This is a genomic window from Deinococcus alpinitundrae (genome assembly GCF_009982895.1).
Lineage (GTDB): Bacteria > Deinococcota > Deinococci > Deinococcales > Deinococcaceae > Deinococcus > Deinococcus alpinitundrae.
In genome coordinates, this window is record NZ_WXZL01000040.1 from 1 (window position 1) to 22,743 (window position 22,743).

At 61.0% G+C, this 22,743-nt stretch carries 22 protein-coding genes and 1 pseudogene; 16 read left to right on the forward strand and 7 right to left on the reverse strand.

Annotation, left to right across the window (positions count from 1 at the left end):
• Positions 1-149 precede the first annotated feature (149 nt).
• Both GUI70_RS20600 and GUI70_RS20605 read right to left on the reverse strand, forming a co-directional pair.
• Positions 150-503, reverse strand: coding sequence for a hypothetical protein (locus GUI70_RS20600; RefSeq protein WP_161884172.1), 354 nt, complete (start codon positions 501-503; stop codon positions 150-152).
• Positions 504-598: 95 nt separating this feature from the next.
• A complete protein-coding gene (locus GUI70_RS20605) occupies positions 599-1,285 on the reverse strand; it encodes an NAD(P)H-dependent oxidoreductase (protein WP_161884173.1) in 687 nt (228 codons plus the stop codon).
• A gap of 464 nt (positions 1,286-1,749) precedes the next feature.
• Here GUI70_RS20605 and GUI70_RS20610 point away from each other — a divergent pair, with 464 nt between their 5' ends.
• Genes GUI70_RS20610 through GUI70_RS20665 form a run of 12 tightly spaced genes read left to right on the forward strand, consistent with a single transcriptional unit; the run spans position 1,750 to position 13,796 of the window.
• Entirely contained in the window at positions 1,750-3,153 is a 1,404-nt protein-coding gene (locus tag GUI70_RS20610) for an MmgE/PrpD family protein (protein WP_161884174.1), read from the forward strand.
• Positions 3,146-3,697, forward strand: a complete 552-nt coding sequence (locus tag GUI70_RS20615; RefSeq protein ID WP_161884175.1) for a thiamine pyrophosphate-binding protein — start codon at positions 3,146-3,148, stop codon at positions 3,695-3,697. The genes GUI70_RS20610 and GUI70_RS20615 overlap by 8 nt, the downstream gene beginning before the upstream one ends.
• The gene (locus GUI70_RS20620; protein ID WP_161884176.1) at positions 3,694-4,287 is read left to right on the forward strand and encodes a thiamine pyrophosphate-dependent enzyme; all 594 of its coding nucleotides are present in this window, start codon (positions 3,694-3,696) and stop codon (positions 4,285-4,287) included. Before GUI70_RS20615 ends, GUI70_RS20620 begins: the two co-directional genes overlap by 4 nt.
• Before the next feature lie 7 nt (positions 4,288-4,294).
• Positions 4,295-5,113, forward strand: coding sequence for a LamB/YcsF family protein (locus tag GUI70_RS20625; protein WP_161884177.1), 819 nt, complete (start codon positions 4,295-4,297; stop codon positions 5,111-5,113).
• On the forward strand, positions 5,079-6,242 hold the full coding sequence (locus tag GUI70_RS20630) for an acyl-CoA dehydrogenase family protein (protein ID WP_161884178.1): 1,164 nt from the start codon (positions 5,079-5,081) through the stop codon (positions 6,240-6,242). Before GUI70_RS20625 ends, GUI70_RS20630 begins: the two co-directional genes overlap by 35 nt.
• Positions 6,243-7,382 (forward strand): CaiB/BaiF CoA transferase family protein, encoded by a 1,140-nt coding sequence (locus GUI70_RS20635; protein ID WP_161884179.1) that lies wholly within the window; start codon positions 6,243-6,245, stop codon positions 7,380-7,382.
• Positions 7,379-8,302: an HpcH/HpaI aldolase/citrate lyase family protein gene (locus tag GUI70_RS20640; RefSeq protein ID WP_161884180.1), complete on the forward strand. Its 924-nt coding sequence runs from the start codon at positions 7,379-7,381 to the stop codon at positions 8,300-8,302. The genes GUI70_RS20635 and GUI70_RS20640 overlap by 4 nt, the downstream gene beginning before the upstream one ends.
• Complete coding sequence (locus GUI70_RS20645) at positions 8,299-8,805, forward strand: MaoC family dehydratase (RefSeq protein ID WP_161884181.1); 507 nt, start codon at positions 8,299-8,301, stop codon at positions 8,803-8,805. The genes GUI70_RS20640 and GUI70_RS20645 overlap by 4 nt, the downstream gene beginning before the upstream one ends.
• Positions 8,802-10,283 (forward strand): aldehyde dehydrogenase, encoded by a 1,482-nt coding sequence (locus GUI70_RS20650; RefSeq protein WP_161884182.1) that lies wholly within the window; start codon positions 8,802-8,804, stop codon positions 10,281-10,283. The genes GUI70_RS20645 and GUI70_RS20650 overlap by 4 nt, the downstream gene beginning before the upstream one ends.
• A 3-nt stretch (positions 10,284-10,286) precedes the next feature.
• Positions 10,287-11,837, forward strand: a complete 1,551-nt coding sequence (gene pxpB, locus GUI70_RS20655; protein WP_161884183.1) for a 5-oxoprolinase subunit PxpB — start codon at positions 10,287-10,289, stop codon at positions 11,835-11,837.
• Positions 11,838-11,853: 16 nt separating this feature from the next.
• The gene (locus GUI70_RS20660; protein ID WP_161884184.1) at positions 11,854-12,675 is read left to right on the forward strand and encodes an SDR family NAD(P)-dependent oxidoreductase; all 822 of its coding nucleotides are present in this window, start codon (positions 11,854-11,856) and stop codon (positions 12,673-12,675) included.
• Positions 12,672-13,796 (forward strand): NAD(P)/FAD-dependent oxidoreductase, encoded by a 1,125-nt coding sequence (locus tag GUI70_RS20665; protein ID WP_161884185.1) that lies wholly within the window; start codon positions 12,672-12,674, stop codon positions 13,794-13,796. The genes GUI70_RS20660 and GUI70_RS20665 overlap by 4 nt, the downstream gene beginning before the upstream one ends.
• 254 nt (positions 13,797-14,050) lie before the next feature.
• Here the strand turns inward: GUI70_RS20665 and GUI70_RS20670 are convergent, their stop codons facing one another.
• Together GUI70_RS20670 and GUI70_RS20675 are read right to left on the reverse strand one after the other, a co-directional pair.
• A complete protein-coding gene (locus GUI70_RS20670; RefSeq protein ID WP_161884186.1) occupies positions 14,051-14,701 on the reverse strand; it encodes a DUF2442 domain-containing protein in 651 nt (216 codons plus the stop codon).
• 363 nt (positions 14,702-15,064) lie between these two features.
• Entirely contained in the window at positions 15,065-15,751 is a 687-nt protein-coding gene (locus tag GUI70_RS20675; RefSeq protein ID WP_161884187.1) for a hypothetical protein, read from the reverse strand.
• A 179-nt stretch (positions 15,752-15,930) separates the two neighbouring features.
• On the opposite strand from GUI70_RS20675, the gene GUI70_RS24090 reads away from it, so the two are divergent.
• From GUI70_RS24090 to GUI70_RS25095, 4 genes and pseudogenes are all read left to right on the forward strand, one after another.
• Positions 15,931-16,146, forward strand: a complete 216-nt coding sequence (locus GUI70_RS24090; RefSeq protein WP_202630542.1) for a hypothetical protein — start codon at positions 15,931-15,933, stop codon at positions 16,144-16,146.
• Between the two features lie 672 nt (positions 16,147-16,818).
• Entirely contained in the window at positions 16,819-18,249 is a 1,431-nt protein-coding gene (locus tag GUI70_RS20680) for a hypothetical protein (RefSeq protein WP_161884188.1), read from the forward strand.
• Between the two features lie 40 nt (positions 18,250-18,289).
• Positions 18,290-18,400: pseudogene (locus GUI70_RS20685) on the forward strand (ATP-binding cassette domain-containing protein); the annotation flags it as partial.
• A gap of 32 nt (positions 18,401-18,432) precedes the next feature.
• Complete coding sequence (locus GUI70_RS25095; protein WP_272952914.1) at positions 18,433-18,564, forward strand: hypothetical protein; 132 nt, start codon at positions 18,433-18,435, stop codon at positions 18,562-18,564.
• A 586-nt stretch (positions 18,565-19,150) separates the two neighbouring features.
• Here GUI70_RS25095 and GUI70_RS20690 read toward each other — a convergent pair.
• From GUI70_RS20690 to GUI70_RS20700, 3 genes are all read right to left on the reverse strand, one after another.
• The gene (locus GUI70_RS20690) at positions 19,151-20,038 is read right to left on the reverse strand and encodes a carbohydrate ABC transporter permease (RefSeq protein ID WP_161884189.1); all 888 of its coding nucleotides are present in this window, start codon (positions 20,036-20,038) and stop codon (positions 19,151-19,153) included.
• Entirely contained in the window at positions 20,035-20,925 is an 891-nt protein-coding gene (locus tag GUI70_RS20695; RefSeq protein ID WP_237725085.1) for a carbohydrate ABC transporter permease, read from the reverse strand. The genes GUI70_RS20690 and GUI70_RS20695 overlap by 4 nt, the downstream gene beginning before the upstream one ends.
• Before the next feature lie 113 nt (positions 20,926-21,038).
• Positions 21,039-22,457, reverse strand: a complete 1,419-nt coding sequence (locus GUI70_RS20700) for an ABC transporter substrate-binding protein (protein WP_161884190.1) — start codon at positions 22,455-22,457, stop codon at positions 21,039-21,041.
• Positions 22,458-22,743 lie beyond the last annotated feature (286 nt).

Here is a 22,743-nt window from a genome sequence, read left to right on the forward strand (position 1 = left end):
AGGTGCGCCTCGCGGAGTTATTTCTAGAAATGAATCAGCTGAATGCCGTTCACGACGCACTTTTTTGCATGAAACTATAAACCGCAACATCTCAGTCTATCTACTCTTCATGCAGTCGTGAGCAGCTCATGTGGTCTGCCCGATTTACCTCAGTACACCTGGCCATTGGCAAAAGTCCGGGCTGGAGGAAGATCCATCCAATGAATCCAGACCTGATGGAGCTCAAGCTTCAGGTACTCAACCAATGTCTCAGCGATATCGCTCATGGCTTGGCGTACGGTTTCGTCAGGTCGGGGATTGGCCATGACCGTGACCACGAGGTGAGGCGTATCCACGGTGCCGTGCAGGCCCTCCTGAAGGTGAGTGAGAGGGGCAATGTGCACCCACAGCAGCTCGGGCGGTACGTTCAACCTGGGAGACAAGCGCTGCACCAATGCGTCTGCTACACACTGAACCCGCTCTGAAGAGTGAATGTCCAGCGTATAGAGGGTCAAAACAGGCATAGATCTCCTTGCAGCGGTCATCGGCAGAGCAGACGGAACCAGCCGCCATCAAAAGGATTGAGAGCCAGGAACATAAGTGCAGGCGGGCAATCTTGTCAGTGACGAGTGGTTGCTCCGGTGTTCCACGACAGAACCGGCCGGGTGTCCAGGCTGGAGAAGGCCTCGCGAACCTGTACCAACTGCTGCGCCCGCTCTTCAGGAGTCTTGCGCACAGGGCTGAAGCTCATGACAGGCGCAAGGACGTTATAGCCGACAAAATAGAACATGCCGTGCTGAATGTGAAATAAGATGACGTCCATCTCACCGTCCCGCGCACCAGCACCAAACATGTCCTCGGTGCTACCGGTGGTGAAGAGGAGCATCGCCCGTCGGCCCTGGAAGCCACCTGTTTCGAAGCGGTCGACACTTCCCCCATAGGCCACACCCATCGCGAAGACGCGGTCTACCCAGCCTTTGAGGAGGGCGGGCAGGGAGAACCACCACATCGGAAAGGAGAAGATCAGCAGATCCGCCCGCTGGACCTTCTCAATTTCCGCTGCGACATCCGGGGTGAAGGTGTTGTGGTTGACGGCTTTGACTTGTTCAACCTGTGGTTTGAAGTGTCCGACCAATTCATGCTCAAAGTCATTCCGGCCAAGTTCGGGGTTCCAACCCATCTGGTAGAGGTCACTAATCTCGACGGTATAGCCTTGGACTTCAAGTGCCTTGGCGGCCTCCCACATCTGAGCAGAGCAGAAGGATTCAGGTTCTGGATGGGCATGAACGATCAGTGCGTGTGGCATGGATGTCTCTCCTGGGAAGCGAAGATGAATGGCGTGGATGGAGCGCTCAGGAGAGGCGGATGCGGGCAGCCGCAGGCGGACACTCCGCCAGGACAAAGGCAGCCAACTCAGCCCAGAGGTGAGAGCATTATCTCGTCCAGCGCGGCTAATGTCTTGAATAGATCAGGGCTTTAGGCTGCGGAAATCAGCATAGGAATCCACCTGATGTCTGGGCAGACCGAACAGCCGCGGCGGGCCAATCATGTCGCGTCACAGCTCCTTTTGTTGGTCGGAACACAGCTCCGTGGTCGCGCAGCTGACGCCGAGCCTCGTATAACCGCCGAACGCACAGGATTCGAGTTCATGTCACCATCGCCTCGCCACCTCCTATGCCAATTTCCGCAGGACATGCAGGTGAAACGCTCAAGACATTTCGCCGGAACTGGGGGACAATGAACAGCACTTCAACGTTCAAGGAGAACCGCGTGACCCACGCTGGAACCAGTGCCGTCCTCGCCGCATTCGTGGCGAATCCCCCCTTCATCCCGGGTTCCGCTCTTGAGGATGCCCGCCGAAGCGTCCTCGACGGGCTCGGCTCTCTGCTCGCAGGTTCGCTAGAACCCCCTGCCCGCATTGTTCAAGATCTGGTGCGCGGTCTCGGGCAGGCTGACGACGCCACTGTCTTTAGCGCCGGACGGGCCAGTGCGGCGGGAGCCGCCCTTGCCAACGGCGTCGCTACGCACATCCTCGAACTCGACGACATTCACAAGGGCTCCACCGTTCATGCCGCTGCGCCCATCATCCCTGCCGCCCTTGCCATGGCCGAACGTGAACATCAGAGCGGCGCCGCTTTTCTGCGGGCCGTCGTGCTGGGTTACGAAGCCGCGCTGCGCATCGGGGAAGCCGTCAACCCCAGCCACTACCGCCACTGGCACCCCACCGGCACGGTCGCCACCTTTGGCGCGGCGGTTGCGGCCGGCACCCTGATGGGCCTCGACGAGCGCCAGATGCTTGACGCGCTGGGTACCGCTGGCACTCAGGCGGCTGGCCTGTGGGAATTCAATGCGAGCGGTGCCATGAGCAAAACCCTGCATCCTGGCAAGGCTGCCATGAACGGCGTGATGGCCGCGGATCTGGCCCGGCGCGGCTTCACCGGCGCACCGACCATCCTGGAGGGGCCACGCGGGTTTTTTGCGGCGACCAGCGCCGTCCATGACGCCGAGCGGGTGACCGCCAACCTGGGCCAGCTGTGGAAGGTCAGCGAGAACGGCTACAAACTGTATTCATGCTGCGGCCACACCCACACGGCCATCGACGCGGTTCTCGCGCTGCGCCAAGCCCATGGGTGGACGGCCGACTGGGTGCTGAGCCAAGTTCGTGAAGTGCGCGTCGCCACGTACGGCCCAGGCTGGGACATCGTGAGTGAACGGAACCCCCACACGCCGTACCAGGCCAAATTTAGCCTGTCATATGTGGTCAGTGCCGCCTTGCTGGAAGGCGCGGTCGGCCTGACCCAGTTCAGCGAGAACCGTTTTGGCCCTTCCGGAGTGACGCAGGAGGTGTTGGCCCGCCTGCTGCCGCGGGTTCAACCGGCCGTCTCTGCGGAGCTGACCGCCATGTATCCGGCGGCCTGGCCTGCCCGTGTGGAAGTGGAGTTGATTGACGGTCAGGTGCTGCGAGCTGGAGGTGACTTCCCCCGGGGCAATCAGGAGAACCCCGTCAGCACCGCCGAGCTGGAAGCCAAATTCCGCGCCCTCGTTGAGCCCCGCTTCAGTGAGGCATTGGGTGAACGGGCGCTGGCGCTGGTTCGTCACATCGAAGCGATCCCCGACCTGGCGGTAGCCAGCGCGGAACTCAACACTCTCTGCCAAGGAGCGCGACATGAGTGAACCTGTCTCAACTTTTCAGAACCCTGCCGGAACTTGGTCCCAGGCGGTCTATGACGTCCTCAAAGCGCAAAACGTCCGGCTGGTGCCGTTCGTGCCGGATGGAGGGCACCGCGGCCTGATCGAGCACTGTCAGGCCGACCCAGATATGCGCGCTGTGACTCTTACCACCGAGGAAGAAGGCGTCGCCCTGGCGGCTGGCGCCTGGGTGGGTGGCGTGCGGTCCGTGCTGCTCATGCAGTCGAGCGGCGTTGGTAACTGCATCAACATGCTCTCACTCCTCAAGACCTGCCAGATGCCCCTCGTCGCCTTGGTCACCATGCGCGGCGAGTGGGGGGAGTTTAACCCCTGGCAAGTCCCCATGGGTCAGGCCACTCCGGACGTGCTGCGGGCCATGGGCGTTCTGGTTCAGCGGGTGGATGATCCGGAACTTTTGCCTGGGGAGGTGGACGCGGCCCTGCGGCTGGCGTATAGCACCTATAGTCCGGTCGCGGTGCTGCTCTCGCAAAAGCTGCTGGGCGCCAAGAAGTTCGGAGGGAGCAAATGAACGTGTCCCGACTGGAACGCCGGGCGGTCATGGCTCAGCTGCTTGAGGAGCGCGGAGGCCTGCTGGTCGTCACTGGCCTGGGGGCTACCGCCTGGGACCTTGCCTCACTGTCCGACAGCCCGCACGACTTCCCGCTGTGGGGCGCGATGGGCGGCGCTGCCATGTTCGGGTTGGGCTTAGCCCTCGCCCAACCGGACCGACCGGTCGTGGTCTTCACGGGGGACGGTGAAATGCTGATGGGCCTTGGCGCACTCTCAACCATCGCCACCACGCGGCCTTCCAATCTGAGCGTGGTCGTGCTGGACAACGAACGCTACGGGGAGACTGGCTCCCAGCACACCCACACGGCGGCCGGAGTCGACCTCGCCGCTGTGGCCCGTGCCTGCGGGTTCGAGCGAACCACGACCGTCCGGGAGGAGAGCGACATTCCGGCTTTGCGGGTCAACCTGCATGCCGGTGGGAATCCTCTGCTGGCTGTAGTGAAAGTGGCGCTCACGACGGACCCCATGACCCTTCCGCCCCGGGACGGCACCTACCTGAAAAACCGCATGCGGGCCGCGCTGCTGGGCCCAAGGGCTATCTACGAGTGAGGGAAAGATGTTCGTCGACCTGAATGCCGACGTGGGCGAAAGCTTTGGAGCGTGGACGCTCGGGCACGACGAGGCGCTTTTCCCCTTCCTGTCTTCTGCCAACGTGGCCTGCGGTGTTCATGCCGGGGATCCCGTCACCATGCACGCCACCCTCAAGCTTGCCCGGCAGTTCAACGTGGGGGTCGGGGCTCACCCCGGCTTCCCCGACCGGGTGGGGTTCGGGCGGCGCATTCTAGAGACGAGCCCTGAAGAGGTATACGCAGACGTGTTGTACCAAGTGTCTGCCCTAGCGGGCATGGCGGCCTCACTGGGCGTGCCCCTCCAGCACGTGAAGGCGCACGGCGCCCTCTCCACCCGTGCCTGGACGCATGCCCCAACCGCCCAAGCCATTGCTCAGGCCGTCCACGACGTGCATCCCACTCTTCCCCTCTTGGTGCTGCCCACCACCCTGCTGGAGACCGAAGCGCGGAAGTTGAGCGTCCCCGTCGTGCTGGAACTTTTCCCGGAGCGGGCGTACCTGCATGACGGACGCCTGGCCCCGCGGAGCCTGCCAGGTTCCAGCATCCACGACCCGCACGAGGCGGCCTGCCGCGCCGTCACGATAGTAAAGGAAGGGCGGATTCAGACCCTGGACGGCGGCTTTTTCGAATTCAAAGCAGACACCTTATGCATTCATGGCGATAACCCTAACGCCGTGGAGATCGCCCGCACCATCCGCGCTGCCCTGGAGGCGGAAGGAATCGAAATCCGGGCCTTTGCCGTTCCCACCCTGCTCCCCCTGAGGTACCTGCATGACCCTGACCCGCTTGCCCATGACCTATCCTGAACTCCGCGAACCGGTTCGTGATCTCTGCGCCCGCTTTGACACCCAGTACTGGCTGGACGCTGAACGCGCCGGCTATCCCGAAGCGTTCGTCGACGCCCTGACCCAGGCCGGCTGGCTCGCGGCCCTGATTCCCGAGGAGTACGGCGGCGCAGGCCTGGGCTTGACCGAAGCCAGCGTCATCCTGGAGGAAATCAACCGGTCTGGCGCGAATTCCGGTGCCTGCCATGCCCAGATGTACATCATGGGCACCCTGCTGCGTCACGGGTCAGACGAGCAGAAAGCGCAGTATCTGCCCCGCATCGCCAGCGGAGAACTGCGCCTCCAGTCCTTCGGGGTGACCGAGCCCACCACGGGTTCCGACACCACCCGGCTCAAGACCACCGCAGTGCGCCGGGGTGACAGCTATGTGATCAACGGGCAGAAGGTCTGGACCTCCCGCCTTCAGCATTCCGACCTGTTGCTGCTGCTCGCCCGGACCACGCCCCTGGCAGACGTCCGCAAGAAAACAGAAGGCCTGTCCACCTTCCTGGTGGACCTCAGGACCATTGACCGCAGCCGCATGACCGTGCGGCCCATCCAGAACATGGTGGGACACGAGACCAATGAAGTGTTCTTCGATGACTTGGAAATCCCAGCCAGCAGCTTGGTCGGGCAGGAAGGGCAGGGGTTCCGATACGTGCTTGACGGCATGAACGCCGAGCGGATTCTGATTGCAGCGGAGTGCGTGGGGGACGGGTATTGGTTTACCGAGCGCTCCAGCCGCTACGCCGGCGAGCGAGTGGTGTTCGACCGGCCGATTGGTCAGAACCAGGGGGTTCAGTTTCCGATTGCCCGCGCTTATGTGAACGTGCGCGCAGCTGACCTGATGCGGTATGAGGCGGCGGCCCTGTTCGATGCGGGGCAACCCTGCGGCGCCGAAGCCAACATGGCCAAGCTGCTGGCCGCGGACGCGTCCTGGGAGGCTGCGAACGCCTGTCTCCAGACGCACGGAGGTTTCGGCTTCGCCGCTGAGTACGATGTGGAACGCAAGTTCCGCGAAACGCGGCTCTATCAGGTCGCGCCGATCAGCACCAACCTGATCTTGTCGTTTGTCGGTGAGAAGGTGCTGGGCATGCCGAGGTCGTACTAGATGCTGCCCCTGGAAGGTCTGCGGGTGGTCGCGCTGGAGCAGGCGGTCGCCGGGCCGTTCTGCTCGCGCCAGCTGGCGGATCTGGGGGCGGACGTCATCAAGGTGGAGCGCCCCGGCGAAGGAGACCTGGCGCGCGGGTATGACGGTGCACTTGATGGAGTCTCGGCGTACTTTGCCTGGCTCAACCGGGGCAAGCGCAGCGTGGTACTGGATGTGAAGAGCCCAGATGGAGCGGCGACCCTGGAGAAATTGCTGGCCGGCGCAGACGTGTTTGTGCACAATCTCCTGCCCGGCGCGGTCGAGCGCCTGGGCTTCGGATGGGAGACGGTCCGCGAGCGCTTCCCGCGCCTAATCTGGGTGTCCATCTCTGGCTACGGCCTGTCCGGTCCATACGCACACAAAAAGGCCTACGACATGCTGATCCAGGCCGAAGCCGGGGTGATCGCCCTGACCGGCAGCGTTGAGGAAGCCGCCAAAGTTGGGATCTCGGTGGCGGATATCGCCAGCGGGCTGTACGCCCATTCCAGCATTCTCGCGGCCCTGCTGGTCCGTGGGCGCACCGGGCGGGGGGAGCGCATCGAGATCTCCATGTTTGAGGCCCTGACCGAATGGATGATGCCGCCCATGTACAGTCTGATCGGTCAGGGGCGTGCACCAGGCCGCGCGGGGTTGCGGCACAACATGATCGTGCCTTACGGCGCTTACCGCTGTGCAGACGGTCAGGTCATGTTCGCCGTTCAGAACGAGCGTGAATGGGTGAACTTTTGCGCCGACGTACTGGAGCGCCCTGACCTGACCAATGATGAACGGTTCGCGACCAATGCCCAGCGCCTCGCGCACCGCGCCCATCTGGAAGACACCATTGAGGTGGCCTTCGCGTGCCTGAGCCGGGATGAGGTGAGTGCTCGCCTGGAACGGGCTGGGATTGCCAGCGCCCGCGTCAACAGCGTGCAGGAGGTGGTGGATCATCCGCAGTTGCAGGAGCGTCAGCGCTGGACGCAGGTGCAGACACCAGCGGGCACCATCCCGGCCCTGCTTCCACCTCACAACCTTGGAAGTGAGCCCCCACGAATGGGCCGTGTCCCTGCTCTGGGAGAGCACACCGCCGAGGTTCTGGCCGAACTGGAGCGCGCGCCATGATTCCCGCACGACTGGAACGCAGCCAGCTGTACGTCCCTGCCCACCTCTGGCACATGATTGAGAAGGCCGTGATGAGTCCAGCAGACGCGGTGGTGCTGGACCTTGAGGATGCTGTGCCGCTGGAAGAGAAAATCACGGCCCGGGCGAACGTCATCCGTGCCCTGACCGAGCTGGAGTTTGGAGGGCGGCTGCGGGTGGTTCGCCTGAATGGCCTGGACACCCCCTTCGCCTACCGCGACCTGATCGAGGTGATGGAGGCGGCCGGTGAGAGACTGGATCTCCTCATGCTGCCCAAGGCAAACGCTGCCCGGGACGTGCAGTTCGTCGAGACCTTGCTGACGCAGGTGGAAGCGGCTCAGGGCTCCTCGCAGGCCACCGGCGTTGAAGTTCAGATTGAAACGGCTGCTGGTGTCCTGAACGTCCGCGAGATTGCCGCGGCCTCTCCCCGTCTCGAAGCCCTGATTTTCGGGCCGGGTGACTTCGCGGCGAATGCTCAAATGCCCATCGAACACATCGGAGAACGCGGCGCTTACGACGCTGATTATCCCGGTGACCGCTGGCACCACGCCATGCAGTCGATCGTCCTGGCTGCCCGCGCCCACGGGCTGCGCTGCCTGGATGGCCCGTACGCTCCGCTGGACAACCCGGACGGCCTGGCCCGCATGACCCGAATTGCGCGCGGGCTGGGGTTCGACGGCAAGCAGTGCATCCATCCCAGGCAACTGGACGTGGTGAACGCAGCGTTTTCTCAGAGGCCAGAGGAGGTGGCGCACGCTCAGGCGGTGATCGCGGCACTGCGCGAAGCCGAGGAAACAGGTCGCGGGGCCGTCAGCCTGGAAGGCCGAATGGTAGACGCCGCAAGCATCCGCATGGCGCAGGTGACCCTGCACCGTTACGCTCAGGAAAGGAGAACCCTGTGACCACCCCCACCAGCAGCAGCGGTCGCTGCTTTGAGGACTTCGAGCCCGGCCAGGTCATTGAACATCCCCTCGGCCGGACCGTGACCCAGAACGACAACATCTGGTTTACCCTGCTGACCAACAACACCAACCCCATCCACTTCGACGCACATTACGCCGCGCACACCGAGTTCGGGCGGCCCCTGGTCAACAGTGCATTCACCATCGCGCTCGTCACGGGTCTGTCGGTCTCAGATATGTCGCAAAACGCCGTGAACCTCGGCTGGGACGAAGTGCGCCTCCCACACCCGCTGTTCGAGGGAGACACAGTGTATGCCCGCAGCGAAGTGCTCTCACTGCGTGAGTCCCGCTCGCGGCCCCACCAGGGGGTGCTGACGTTCAAGACCTCCGGGTACAACCAGCACGGCACGGTCGTTCTGGAGTTCAAACGCACTGTTCTGGTGTACCGGCGCGGTCAGGTGCCCAGCGTGACCTCGAGGCCCAGCATGAAGGAGACCCCATGACCCTGCCCGAGTACCCGCTGTACATTGGCGGCCAGTTCGTTCCCGCTCAGTCCGGCGCATTGGTCGACACCGTCAATCCCTACACCGGGAAGGCCTGGGCGCGCGTCCCGGAGGCTGGGGCGGAAGATGTGAATACCGCCGTGCGTGCGGCCCGCGCCGCCCTGGATGATGGCCCCTGGGGCCGCCTGACTGGGAGGCAACGCTCGAAATTGATTCACGGGCTCGCCCAGATTCTGGAACGTGACGCCGACCTGCTGGGAGAGATCGAGACGCGCGATAACGGCAAGCTGCTGCGGGAAATGCAGGGTCAATGCCGGATGCTGCCCGAGTGGTACGAATACTACGCGGGAGCCGCCGACAAATTGCATGGTGAGACGATCCCCAGCGACAAACCAAACTATTTCATCTACACCCGACGCGAGCCGGTCGGCGTGGTGGCCGCAATCGTGCCTTGGAACTCTCCGCTGCTGCTGCTCACTTGGAAGCTTGCTCCGCTGCTCGCGGCAGGCTGCACAGTGGTGGTCAAACCTGCGGACCAGACGCCGGTGTCGGCGCTGGAATTCGCCCGGCGGGTGGAGGAGGCCGGGTTCCCGCCGGGCGTGTTTAACGTGGTCACCGGCGGCGCGGCTGTCGGCGCGGCCCTGGTGGCGCACCCGGGTGTAGACAAGGTGGCCTTTACGGGCAGCACCGAAGTCGGCATTAAGGTCGGGCAGGCCGCGATGGGGCACCTGGCCAAGGTCAGTCTTGAATTGGGGGGGAAGAGCCCCAACATCGTCTTTGAGGACGCCGATCTGGAAGCCGCCGCCAACGGCGTGATCGCGGGCATCTTTGCGGCGGGTGGTCAGACCTGCATCGCCGGATCTCGGTTGCTGGTTCATGATTCCATCCAAGATGAGCTGGTGTCCCGTGTGGTGAAACGGGCGCAAACCATCAAACTGGGGGATCCGCTTGATCCGGAGACCGAGATGGGCCCCGTGGCCTTCCGGGCGCATCTGGACAACATCCTGCGCCGCTGTGAGGCTGGAGAGCAGGAAGGCGCCACGTTGGTAACGGGTGGACGGCGTGCCTCGGGCGGTGACCTGGACGCCGGTTTCTTCGTGGAGCCAACGATTTTCACGGGTGTTCACAGCCGCATGAGTCTGGCCGCTGAGGAGATCTTCGGCCCAGTGCTGTCCGTGCTGACCTTCAGAGATGAGACCGAAGCGGTGCACCTGGCGAATGACTCCCGCTACGCACTGGCAGCGGGTATCTGGACCCGAGATGTTCAACGCGCCCACCGTGCGGCACACGCGATCAAGGCGGGCACCGTCTGGGTTAACGCTTACCGTGCGGTGAGTTACAACGCACCGTTCGGGGGGTTCAAGCACAGCGGCATCGGCCGGGAGAATTCCCTGGAGGCGGTACACGAATACCTCGACACAAAGACCGTCTGGTTGGAACTGAGCGGCGCCACCCGCGATCCGTTCACGATCGGCTGACCCGTGCGGCGTCTCGAAGGCTTCTACGTCGTGTTCAGTGCTGAACTGAACCGCAGTGACAATGGCCGTCTGCACGCCCTTCACCAGGCACTGCGGGACAACTTGATCATTGGTGTGACGGATCTCTACCCAGGGTACGTCAACCTGTACGTGGAATATGACGCGGTCCAGACGGACCGGACCACTGTCTGCAAGTGGGTGAGGACCCATCTGCCAGCTGCTCTGGATGCCAAGCACGAGGCAAGCCGCCCAGTGATGCTCCCTGTCAGGTACGACGGTGAGGATCTTGCGGATGTCGCCGCCCGAACGGGGATGAGTGAGCGCGAGGTGATTTGCCTGCATACGCAGCCGGACTACCATGTGTACGCAGTGGGGTTTACGCCAGGCTTTCCCTTTCTGGGGGAGGTGCCGGAAGCCCTGCGCCTTCCCAGGCGGGACACGCCACGCCTCAAGGTGCCGTTCAACGCGGTCGCAGTCGCCAATGCACAGAGCTGCGTGTATGTACTGCCTTCACCGGGGGGCTGGCACTTGCTGGGCACGGCCCTCACCACGATCTACGACCCGGGCCGGGACGCGCCCTTTCTTCTCTCGCCTGGGGATACGGTTCGCTTCGTTGAAGCCCAGGGGGACACGCCTGCTCCTCTCGGAATTCGCTCTCTGTGGCCCGACGTTCCTGCCCATCCCGCCTTGCGGGTTGAGAAACCTGGACTGCTTGACCTGCTCGTTGACGAAGGCCGCTTTCTTCAGGCCCATCACGGCATGGCACGCAGCGGTCCACTGGATGAGCGCGCTTCGGCCCTGGCCAACCACATGGTTGGCAACCCGCCAGGCACCCCACTGCTCGAACTAACGCTCCTGGGGCCCACACTGACCGCCTTACAGGAGGTTGTGCTGGCTGCCGTGGGCTACGGTATGACCGGACAGGTTGCCGGCCGAGCGGTTCCCGCCCATTCCCCTTTCGTGTTGCGTGCAGGCGAAACCCTACGGTTCACACCAACTGGGGAAGGTGCCCGCTCATATCTGGCGGTGGCGGGCGGCCTGGAAACGCGGCCGTTCCTGGGGAGCAGCAGTGTGGACCGCACCGGCCGGGTCGGCCGCCCCCTGATGGCCGGTGACGTGCTCGGTCTGGGGAGTACAGCAGCCCTTGCAACGGCGTCCACCAGACTGCTGCCCAGAATTCCTGCTGACCTGACCTTGAGGCTCTTGCCAGGCCCTCAAGCGACTTACGAGGCGCTGGTGGCGCTGGGCAGCGCACCCTTCCGCGTCCGGGAAGGGGACCGAATGGGCATCCGGCTTGAGGGGCCAAGTGTGCCGGGGGGGCAGGTGATCAGTGAAGCCACGCCACACGGCGCGGTGCAGGTTACACCGGCTGGGCAGCCCATCCTGCTGCTCAATGACCGGGGTCGCATCGGTGGGTACCATAAGCCCGCCATCATCCACCCAGAAGACCTCCCCCTGGCTGCACAGTTGCGGCCCAATCAACTTGTCCATTTTCGCCCCCACGTGTCTGGCCAGCCTGAGCGTTGGCCGCGCCACTGGTTCATGCCTGCATGAAGCTTGAGGAGAACATATGACGAACACTGTTTCTAACCGCTTTGACAACCGTGTGGTACTGGTGACGGGCGCTGCTGGCGGGATCGGCCGCGCTGTGGCGGAGCGGTTTGCCCGTGAAGGCGCCCAAGTGGCTGTGAATGACCTGAGTGAAGACGCGGTGCGGGCCGTTGTGGACAGCATCACGGCGGCGGGTGGCCGCGCCTTGGCGGTGCCAGCGGATGTCTCGGATGCGGTACAGGTGGACGCCATGTTCACACTCGTCGAAGCGGCCTTCGGTTACGTGGACGTGCTGTACAACAACGCCGGCCTGATCGACACCACCCGGCATTTTCTGGAGGGTGACGAGAGCTGGTGGGACCGGATCATCCAGGTGAACCTGAAAAGCGTGTTCCTGTGTTCGCACCGGGCCGCCCGGATGATGACGCGGCGCCGCAGGGGCGTCATCATCAGCACCTCGTCTGGCGGCGCGACCCGCGCCCACCGTGGGAATGTTGCTTACGACGCCACGAAGGGTGCGATTGAAGCCATGACACGCGCCATGGCTCTGGACTTGGCGCCTTACGGCATCCGGGTCAACGGAGTGGTTCCGGGATTTATCAACACCTACGGTCTGACAGAAGAGCAACTCCGGGTGCGTGAGAAAACCGTGCCACTGGGGCGTTACGGCGTAGCAGAGGACATGACGGGGGCCGCGCTGTTTCTGGCATCAGATGACGCAGCGTATGTGACTGGGCAGTTCATTTCCGTGGACGGGGGTGTACTGGTACAGCAGCGCTCGGCGAACGTCGATACCTTTCCTGTGGAGGGCTTTCCTGTGGTCGAGGCTGACCTCACATGACCACCGGCATAAGCTGGGACGTGGCGGTGATCGGAGCAGGCATCGTTGGGGCGGCCTGCGCGTGGCGTCTGGCCGAGCGGGGGTTGAAAGTTGTGGTGCTGGAGCAGGGCAGTCCGGCGGGCGGGTCAACCGGCAAGAGCGCCGCGGGTGTGCGCGCCCAGTTCACGTCGGAAACTAACATCCTCCTGTCGAAGCACAGCATTGAGGAGTATGCCAGCATGCCAGAGGCAAGCTACCAACCCGGCGGCTACCTGCTGCTGGTGCCTGAGGCGCAGTGGCCCAGCGCTCAACTGGGGGTGGATCTTCAGCACAGGTTGGGCGTGCCGACCGAGTGCCTGACGCCAACAGAAGCCCAGATGCATGCCGAATTCCTGCCAGATGGGTTGGGAGGGTGCACGTATTGCGGCACAGATGGCCACGTAGACGCTCACGGCCTGACGATGGTGTACGTGAACCGCGCCCGGGAGCTTGGCACACGCTTTTTGTTGGACACCACGGTGACCGGCATCCAGCGGGCTGGGGAGATCTGGCGGCTGACGACATCGGCGGGAATGGTAGAGGCTCCTCTGCTGGTGAATTCGAGTGGGGCCTGGTCGGGGGAGGTGGGCGCGTTGGCGGGTCTGGAAATTCCGGTTCAGCCAGCGCGGCGGATGGTGTTTACCACTGGGCCGCTGAAGTTGCCCCGGCCGCTGCCGATGATTTTTGACTTGGAGAGCGGTGTGTGGCTGCGTTCTGAGGGAGAGCGGATCATCCTGGGGCGTGCGAACCCGGTGGACGTGGGCTGGCGGGAGGGCATGGAGTGGGACTGGCTGGAGCCCACACTGGAAGCAGCCATGACGCGTTTTCCTTGGCTAGAAACTGCTTCGTTGGATCGGCGTGCCAGCTGGTGGGGGTATTACGAGGTGACCCCTGATCATCAGGCCATCGTGGGCCGGATGCCGGGCGTGGAGGGGTGGCTGAATGCCTGTGGCTTCTCAGGGCACGGGATAATGCATGCGGCGGCCATCGCCCGTGTGATCGCGCAGGAGGCTCTGGGCGAGACGCCCTTCATTGATCTCTCACCTCTTCGGTACGAACGGTTCGAACAGATGCCGCAGGACCTGACCGATATTCAAGTCTGAAAATGTCTAGTGGTGGGCCACAGGCTTATGTATAGCTCTGTGTGTGGTTAGCAGCAGGGCGCGCAGGGGATTGTTCATGCCGGCAGGGTAGGGAGGCGGGTCTTACTCAGCGTAAACTACAGTTTTAGATGACGCCATCCCAGCCGGCACTCGTGGTCTACATCGACGTGGATGAAACACTGATTCGGAACTACGGCTTATGGATCCCTTTGCTCCTGCCAGACCGGGTGAGGACCGGGAAGGGTGAAAGGGTCTCAATGGCCTTCTGTAGCCAGGAGGAGAAGCGGCGCTTCGACAAGATCGATCCGTCCATGCCGGATACAGCCAGCCGCCGTGTCAAGCAGTTGACTGCCCGGATACCGCCGTATGGCGTAGGGCCAGGGGCGGTGGAGCAGCGCTGGAATGGCCTGCGCGGGAAACCACGCGGAGAGGAACAGGCCCAGGTCACTCAGTCTGGCCTGCAGCAACTCGGACGGCGCGGGGCGGTAGTCCTGCAACATCGACTCGAATGCACCCTGCTTCAGGGCAAGCAGGGTGCACACGGTGTGAAGCGGCCGGACATCACTGTACCCGTGAAGATTCGGCTCCATTCGGCGAAGGACGGCTGCGAGAGGGCGGAATCGCTCCGGGGAAGCGAACACACCGTACAGATCGACAGGGAGGACGCCGTGCGGGGCGTCTCGGACCGAGTCGACATCCAGGTAAGCTCCGCCTGGCCAGCAGATGAATTGACCATTGCTTGAAACCTTCGGACACCTGACCAGACGCCGGAGCCGGAGTGTACGGTGGGAAGGCAAGGCCAGCAGCGGATGGAGGCTGACCAGTCTGGTCAGGCCATCGTTCAGGGAGACCCAGATGCGGTCGTCACCTTCAGGCAGGACTTCGGTGATGATCAGCTCACTCATGGCGTGACGCTTCCTTGCAGAACAGCGCTGTGAGTGCTTCCAGGATGCGGTAGCGGGGACAGTCCCAGTCCCCCAGGACGTGAACAGCGATCCGGCGTTGCCGTGGGCGCACGGGGATGATCAGCAGGCGTGCCCGAGCGTCGCAGGTCTGGATGGTTCGGAGCATTGCTTGGAACAGGGATGGAGAAGGAGAGTGGGCGACCATCACCAGGAGTAACGGGGACGGATAAAAGGAAGAGCAGCGAGGACGGCTCTTTCGTTGCGTTCTCAACTTTTCCTCCTGAGCGCTGTCGATCGCGTGGGCATTGGCGTCACTCTGAGCCTTTCGCGTTCGACGAAGATCTGAACAAGGTCTGCTTGGGCTTACGCCGTGTCTTCGGCTTTGGTGCTTCCAGCGGCGGTGACTGCGAGAGGATTCTGGCGGGTGGCAAGGATGTGTTCGACAAGGGCGAGGCGGCCATGGTGGATGGCGCTGAGGGGCGTGAACAGATGAGGGATCTGACGCCCAACTGGCCAAGGGGCGAAGAGCTGGTGGCGGGCGTGGGTGAGGCTGATGGGGTCAAGCACCCAAAGCAAGTCAAGGAGTCGAGCACTCAGGTCGTTGGGCTTGGCTGGATAGCTGGCGACCAGGCGTTGAAATTGGGAGGCACTGTAATGAAGGGCATCGCAGAGCAAGGTGGCCGGGTCGGCGGCACCCTGATATTCCCAAGGGGCAAGGTCTCCGTACTGAGCCAGCAGAGGTCGGTACCAACCGTGTGGGTGAGACGAGACCCGGCAAATGAAGGCACCGGAGGGACTGATCTGTCCAAGAGGAATCGATAGTTCGGCCAGGGGCAGGCAGGCTCCAGTTGGCCACTGAAGATGGGTCCCGCTCGAGTTGATCCGGCCTGCTCGGAAATGATTCAGGTCCGTCAGGACGGTGCCGGACGTCCGCTCGATAAAGGGGGTGAGGTCAGCGTGTACCCAGCTCTGGTTCTGAAACCGGGCCCAGATCAGGCTCAGATCGTCCAGAAGAACTGTTTGGATGTGCGGTGAGGTCAGGGAAGTCATAGGCTCCTCAGTGTGGTTATTAGCCACATTACAGTATGGAGCCAAGCCAGGAGAAATGGTGGCGTGGTACAGTCGCCGGCGTGGGACAACGGCGAGCAAGCGCCATTCGGCGTGAGCACAAGCAGAGCAACGTTATTGGAGAGCGGGTGCGGGCGGCTCGACATTTGCACGCGCCAGTCATGACCCATGAGCACACCTGCCAGCGCGCCACCAAGCTATCTGGATATGTCTTGACCCGGGACGCCCTCGTCCGCATCGAAAACCAGCAGCGCTCCGCCTACGACTACGAGGTCCTCGCGCTCAGTCTGGCCCTCGGCGTAGACGTCCGGTTCCTGCTGGGACTCACAGATGATCCTGGATCCATGAGCTTGGGAACGACACCAGAAAAAGCCTAAAAAGTGAACGTTCCAGCTGTAGCCCAGAGATAACGCCGCCCAAAATGGTAGAACTGAGCCGAACGGTGGGACATAGAGTGGGCAACAAGTCAACGGTAGCTTCCCTCAGCCTCAGCCGCCAGAAGTGTCTTGAACGTCTGCTGGCACAGTTAAATCAGCTCTTCGAGGAACAGGAAAGTGAAGACGGATGGCGAGGATAAAAAGCTGATTTTAAAGTCGCCTGAGACTGGGAAGAAGGGGTGGTTTTCGTACGAAGACCATCTCTCATGGGGCTCGACAGCGAGGATGTTGGAGCTCACTCGGTGATGCCCACCTGTGCACAATTGAGAGACAGCCATTTACCTTCCTGCAGTTTGGTGAATAAAATAGTGTGGCTATTTACCACATTCTGAGCATAATCGGGTACAATGCGATCCTAGTAGGTCAGCTGAATGGCTGACAGGCACGCCAATTTTAAGGCGTCTGATCACACCACTGCTGCAGTTCTAAACCTAATGGAGTCATGATAGGAGGCAGACCTAGTGCAGGACCATTCGCCCTTGGCGGAGACCCAAGGAACCCATAGCGCACGTGAAAAGAAGATCCAGCCAGACTAGGTGCAGCCCCTTCCAGCTAAAGTTTTGTCGAGCACATGGCCGTGTTGAGAGCCCAGGACGGCGCAGGGAGGTAAGTGTGGGGCATGAGCGCAAAACATGGCGGGTCGCCGCTCTTATAGACCGTGCTGGTCAGGCCTGTTACCTCCTGGTCAAGAACCAGTCACCGCGCGTTTCCGTGGCGGTAGGCATCTATGAGGCGCACCTGCGGTCTGCGAGGAAGCCACCGAACACGCGGCGCAACATCGTTACAGAGTGTGCCTATCTGTATACCTGGGCGGAAGCGCGGCAAATCGACCTGGACGCGCGCTTGCTGACGGGAGCAGGACTCAGCGTGCCGGAAATTCGCGGCTTCTTGCACTGGCTTCTCAACGTCCACCAGACGAAGTCGGGGGCAGCGCTGAGCGCGGCAACCGTAGGAAACATGGGCACGGACAATCGCAAAGTTCTTCATCTGCTGGCCATGCAACGCGCCGCAGTCAATGGAGAGCTGCCGGTAAGTGTATATGGTCTACACCCCATAACTTCCTATCACAAGGATTCGCGAGTGGTGACCGTCGCAGCGGTGTTACGAAACCTGCGAATTTCCGGTAGGCACACTCACATCCAGCCCCTGGTCGATCAGGCAGCGGCCCATCAGGTCAATGGTACCATTTACCCTGAGCCTGATTTCGACTCCACCCTTGAGAAGTCGTATCAATTTGATTCTAAGGGCATAGTGTACGACCGTGATAACCAAAGGATTCTTGAACCCTGGGACGCATTATTTGTAATAGAAGATCGAACATTGACCCCTAAGGGAATTTTAACTCCCAAAGGGTATAAGAACGTTACACAGGGAGTTTTGAGTAACGCTTTGTGCGGTCATCATGGTAGCGGAAAGGCTAACGATTCTCTCTTTAAACGTTATGACATACGCGACCCGAGAACTGGAGAAGTCGCGAAGTTTACCTCTAACCAGTTGAGGCAATGGTTGAACACAATGTACCTTAGGGGCGGATTGACGCACGAACAAGCAGCATTGGTCATGGGCCATGATCCAGGGACCAATGCCCAGTATGATCAGCGGGACTATTTTGAGCGGGAATTGCTGCTTCAACAATCGGTGCGGGACGGCTACGCGGTTGGACACGTGGCCGACGTGTACATTAGTCTGGCCGACCACGACCTGCAAGAGGCAGAGGCGTTTCTCGTTGCTAGCATGAGGCAATACTCCATCATGCCGCACGGCGCGTGTGTTCGGGATCTCAAGCTCGATCCCTGCCCTAACCACCTGGCCTGCTTTGTGGATCACTCGAGTGCACAGCCCGACGTGTGCGCCCACCTGGTCGTTGATTCTCGACACCCCCAGGTCATTGAACATTTGAACGCGCTGTCAAGGCAACAGGATCTGATGCTTTCGATGTTGCCCGTCACCTCGCCACAGCACGGGCATGCCTCACTCGTACGCCGTAACATCCAGCACATCCTTACTGCCCTCCCACATCTTGAGGCTGGGCATGGGCAGTAAGGGTGTCAGACCCAGTGCGGTGACGTTCGGTTGAATTGTCATGCGGCTCCGGGCGGTGCGCGACGTCTCGCTCGACGTGATGCCCGGCGAATTTCTGGGGCTGGCGGGTGAGTCCGGCTGCGGCAAGTCCACGCTGGCTTTCGCCGCCACCCGGCTGCTGGCCGAACCCGGCGACGCGAGGACTTGCAGACCTGGGTCAGGCCGGGCCTCATCATCAAGCCGAACATCTCAAATCAGGCGGTTTACGAGCGCAATTTCGAACTGTTCAAGCGGCTGTATACCCAGACCAGGGACGTGGTGCACCAACTCGGTTGACCTCAAGGATTGAAGCTGCGCCCTTCAGCATGGCTTGAGCGAAACCTCATCCACCTCTAGATACGTTTTAGCGCCGTAAACCAGTGATCCTGACCGCAACTCGCCCTTGGAGCACTGCCCTAAGGAGGGGTTGGAGTGAACCCAAAGCGCAGGTTCACCGTCACTTTTGATGATCACCTCAGAAATCTAGCCTTCAATGGGGCAGTTTCCAATGACCATCATCCAGCACGCCCAGCTCTATAAGTACAGAGCCGCGAGAGATCTCAAGTCTGGTCAACGTCGATCATCAGCGGGAGCCCGCTGCAACAACCTGATCGAACAATCCCACCGTTCACACGGCGTCAAGAGCGACAGCAGGTTGGATTCAAGCGGAGGAAACGTGCACAGGAATTTCTGAGCCTGCACGCACGAATCGAGAATCTCCACCATCATTCCCGCACTGGCGTTTCTGCTCAGACCAGAAGAGTCAATCAGAAACAAGCGTTCCAGACGTGATCAACAGTCGCAGCAGGGGTGGTCTGAGATTCAGACCACCCCTGCTCTCAGTCTGCCGTGACGCCAGTTGAAGTAGCACAACCGTGAACGCTCAAGCTTTGACGGCCCCACTGGTCAAGCCCTCAATGTACGAGCGCATCAAAAACGAGAACAGCACCAGGAGCGGCAGGGCCGACAGTACATAGGCGGCCATCAGTGCCCCAAAGTCGGGGGCCGAATAGCTCTCAGCGCTGCCCTGAAAGCGCACCAATGCGACGGGTAGGGTGCGGTGGGCAGTGTCAAGCAGCAAGCTGGGCAGCAGAAAATCGTTCCAGATCGGCACGAAGCGGATGATGCCCACCGTGGTCAGCACCGGCAAACTGATCGGCAGTACGATACGAGTGAAGGTGGACAGCAGGCCCGCGCCGTCAATTCTGGCCGCCTCCAGCAAGTCTTTGGGAATCTGCTCGAAAAAAGTCCGTAGCACCAGAATACTGAACGCCTGTCCCGCCGCGATATACGGAAAGATCACGCTCAAATAGTTGCTCGGCAGCGCCAGCTTCTTGATTTGCACATACAGCGGAATGAGCGTCAGAAAATCCGGCACCAGCAGGAGGCCGAAGACCAACGCAAACAACACCTTTTTGCCGGGGAAGTCCAGTAACGCGAAGGCGTAGGCCGCCAGCGCCGCCAGGCCGAGGGTCAGCAACACACTGACGATGGTGATCAGCAGCGAGTTGAGCGTCGGCACCGCCACTTGACCCCAGGCCTTGGCGTAGTTCACCGCGCCGGGGCCCAGACTCGGCGGCAAGTTGACCGGATTCTGAGCGAACTGCACCGGCGTCTTGAACGAATTGACGAAACTAAAGTACAGCGGAAAGAGACTGAGAATGCCCAGCACAATCAGGGTGGCTTGCCGAAACACTTCTCTCAGCGAGAAACGGCGGCGCGGCGGCTTGTGGCCGCCCTGGGTTCTGGGCAGGTCTTGACTGAGGCTCATGCGCCTCGCCTCCCCAGAAACCTGGAAAGTACGGTCAGCAACACCACGACCACAAACAGCAGCACCGAGATGGCGTTGCTGTATCCAAACTCGCCGTATTGAATGGCCCGCTGATACATCACCAGCGCCGGAACCTGGGTGGCATCGAAGGGGCCGCCGCCCGTCATGATCAGCGGGGCCAGCAGATTCTGAACGTTGGCGATGATGCTCAGCAGTAGCAGCAACTGGATTTGTGGAGCCAAAAGCGGAAGATCAATGCTCAAGATTCGCCGCCAGCCCGTCGCACCGTCGAGCTTGGCTGCCTCAATGACTTCCGAGGGAATGTTCTGCAAACCTGCGTACAAGATCAGCAGGTAGAAGACATTCAGCCAGGGAAAACCCATGAAGATCAGGGAATACAGCGCGACCTTGGGATCGGAAAGCCAGAACTGCTTGAGCGCCGAGAGGTGCAATTTGTCGAGCAGCAAATTCAGCAGGCCGCCCTCGCCCCGGTAAAAATAACTCCAGATCAAAATGGACACCAGCGAAGGAATCACCAGGGTCAGCGCAAAGAATGTACGGTAAGCGTATTGCCGCCGCTGCCCGCGTAGATGAAAAATCAGTTCGGCCACGCCCAGCGCGGGCACGATGCCCAGAACGATTCCGAAACCGATCCAAATCAGGTTGTTGCGGGCGGCCAGCCCCAGTACTGGATCGGTAATGGCCCGCTGAAAGTTGCTCAGGCCCACGAAATCGCGCTGCAGGAAACCGTCCCAGTTGGTGAACGCGCCAGTCAGAGCCAGGTAGGCTGGATAATAAGCGAACCACGCCAAAAAGACGAAAGCTGGCAGAATGAACAGGTAGGCGGGCCAACCAGCTTTCAGGCGGCGGGCAAAGGTTGGTGGCATCGAAACTCCCTGTAAGTCAATCTGAATAATTTACTAGCCAAGCCGCCGGATCGATAAAAAGTGGAGCCGCCTCTGAGCGCATCGACTCAGGGCAGCCCCAGGGTCTCAGCGGGTCAGCGGTACTTGCTGTAATCCACTTTGTTTTTACTGGCAAAGTCCGCCGCTGCCCTATCCAGCGTGGTCTGCACCTGGGCTTTGGCTTGATCCAGCGTAATCGTTCCCGACAGATACTGCCCGAACAGCTTCTGCATATCGCCCCAGCCAAGATTGGGGGCGCTGTTGCCGACTCCGATGGAGCGGCGCGGCAATTTAATCTGCGCGTCCAGCGATTTGGCATCGAAGTTGAGCTTGGCCTGGGTGCCAGGCCAAGTCGGCACGAACGAGCCGTCCTCCGCCGTGACGCGCTGCAAGTTACTGGGCGTGCCAAAAAAGCGCATCCAATCCACGACCGCCTGCAACTTTTCAGGGGTCATGCTGCGGTTGGCCTGCGGGGTACTGACAGCGTACTGAAACGCCGCCGCCACGCCGCCCACCGCGTTGGCGGTGTTGGTGCCGGTCGCGTAGGAGCTGTCCTTTTTGCTCAGCACCGGAAAGTTAAAGGCCCCGATGTTGAACTTGACGCCCGCGTCGCGCATCTCGTTGGGCTTGTAACTGCCCTCGTAGATCATGGCCACTTTCCCAGCCACGAAATCCTGGAAGGCGTCGAAATTCTTGTCAGGATTCTGGGGGATGTAGTCGCGCTGCCAGTAATCAGTGAATTGCTTAAACAGCGGCCACCACGCCATAAAGCGCTGATCTTTGGGCGACAGGACACCCTGCTGAATGGCCACCGCCTCGTCAAGTGAGCTTTGCCCAGGGGCTTTGTCATAGCCGATCAACTTGCTGTAATCCTTGGCGTAGAAGTCCGACAGGAAATGCCGTTGCCACCACGGGTAGGAAGGCACCGCCGCCATGACCCCGATCCCCGCGTCTTTGAGTTTTTTGGAAGCGCTGAGCAGTTCCGACCAAGTCGCAGGCGGCTTAGCAATTCCGGCTTTTTTGAAAAGGTCGGCGTTGTAGAAGAAACTGAACGCCACGTAATCGCCATTAATATTGTAATCTTCGCCGCCCGGTGCTGCCGTTTCCGAAATCACCGATTTGTTCATAGCATCGGCCCAGGATTTATTACCGGTGATATAGGGATTGGACTGCTTGAGGTAAGGCGCGAGGTTGACCGCAATCCCTTTTGGTAAGTCAGCGTTGAGGCTGGTGTACTGCGCCCAGAACACGTCCCACAGTTCGCCCGCTGCCGCCTTGGCCCGAATCGCTGCATTAGTATCCGGCACATCTTCAGTGACAAATTGAATTTTGATACCGGGGTACTTTTTCGTGTACTCGTCGGCAATTTGCCGAAAGGTTTTGAGTGGCTTCTTATCGCCGGGCTTATTGGGCGTGTAATGCTGAGCGTACATGGTAATGGTGCCCTGCCAGTTTCCGGGTGTGGCGAAAGCCGTTGAACCCAAAAGTAGTCCTGCCCAGATCCATTGCTTCATCTTCTCCCCCTCAGGCCTGCTATAAGTGTGACCTTAACGGACAAGCTGAAATTAGAACTAGAGCAGGTCGTACATTCGTGGCAGAGGAGCAAAAGCATCATAAAAATAACGCTGATTTATGAAGCTTGACTTAAGCTCGCTTATTGATGAAGGCCTGAGAAGACGACAGTTTTGAGTGGTTAAAAGGCTAGTAGTCCGTCAAGAAGGATTTGATGGAATTTTCGGGTAGAGGCAGGGCAGCTTTCGGCGGGCATCGTCGGTGGTGAACCGCCACTTCACGCCCACC

Bases quoted from the DNA above. Each gene is read 5' to 3' on its own strand.
- GUI70_RS20600 (WP_161884172.1), bottom strand. From the start codon at position 503: ATGCCTGTTTTGACCCTCTATACGCTGGACATTCACTCTTCAGAGCGG.
- GUI70_RS20605 (WP_161884173.1), bottom strand. From the start codon at position 1,285: ATGCCACACGCACTGATCGTTCATGCCCATCCAGAACCTGAATCCTTC.
- GUI70_RS20615 (WP_161884175.1), top strand. From the start codon at position 3,146: ATGAGTGAACCTGTCTCAACTTTTCAGAACCCTGCCGGAACTTGGTCC.
- GUI70_RS20620 (WP_161884176.1), top strand. From the start codon at position 3,694: ATGAACGTGTCCCGACTGGAACGCCGGGCGGTCATGGCTCAGCTGCTT.
- GUI70_RS20625 (WP_161884177.1), top strand. From the start codon at position 4,295: ATGTTCGTCGACCTGAATGCCGACGTGGGCGAAAGCTTTGGAGCGTGG.
- GUI70_RS20630 (WP_161884178.1), top strand. From the start codon at position 5,079: ATGACCCTGACCCGCTTGCCCATGACCTATCCTGAACTCCGCGAACCG.
- GUI70_RS20635 (WP_161884179.1), top strand. From the start codon at position 6,243: ATGCTGCCCCTGGAAGGTCTGCGGGTGGTCGCGCTGGAGCAGGCGGTC.
- GUI70_RS20640 (WP_161884180.1), top strand. From the start codon at position 7,379: ATGATTCCCGCACGACTGGAACGCAGCCAGCTGTACGTCCCTGCCCAC.
- GUI70_RS20650 (WP_161884182.1), top strand. From the start codon at position 8,802: ATGACCCTGCCCGAGTACCCGCTGTACATTGGCGGCCAGTTCGTTCCC.
- GUI70_RS20660 (WP_161884184.1), top strand. From the start codon at position 11,854: ATGACGAACACTGTTTCTAACCGCTTTGACAACCGTGTGGTACTGGTG.
- GUI70_RS20665 (WP_161884185.1), top strand. From the start codon at position 12,672: ATGACCACCGGCATAAGCTGGGACGTGGCGGTGATCGGAGCAGGCATC.
- GUI70_RS20670 (WP_161884186.1), bottom strand. From the start codon at position 14,701: ATGAGTGAGCTGATCATCACCGAAGTCCTGCCTGAAGGTGACGACCGC.
- GUI70_RS20675 (WP_161884187.1), bottom strand. From the start codon at position 15,751: ATGACTTCCCTGACCTCACCGCACATCCAAACAGTTCTTCTGGACGAT.
- GUI70_RS24090 (WP_202630542.1), top strand. From the start codon at position 15,931: ATGACCCATGAGCACACCTGCCAGCGCGCCACCAAGCTATCTGGATAT.
- GUI70_RS20690 (WP_161884189.1), bottom strand. From the start codon at position 20,038: ATGAGCCTCAGTCAAGACCTGCCCAGAACCCAGGGCGGCCACAAGCCG.
- GUI70_RS20695 (WP_237725085.1), bottom strand. From the start codon at position 20,925: ATGCCACCAACCTTTGCCCGCCGCCTGAAAGCTGGTTGGCCCGCCTAC.
- GUI70_RS20700 (WP_161884190.1), bottom strand. From the start codon at position 22,457: ATGAAGCAATGGATCTGGGCAGGACTACTTTTGGGTTCAACGGCTTTC.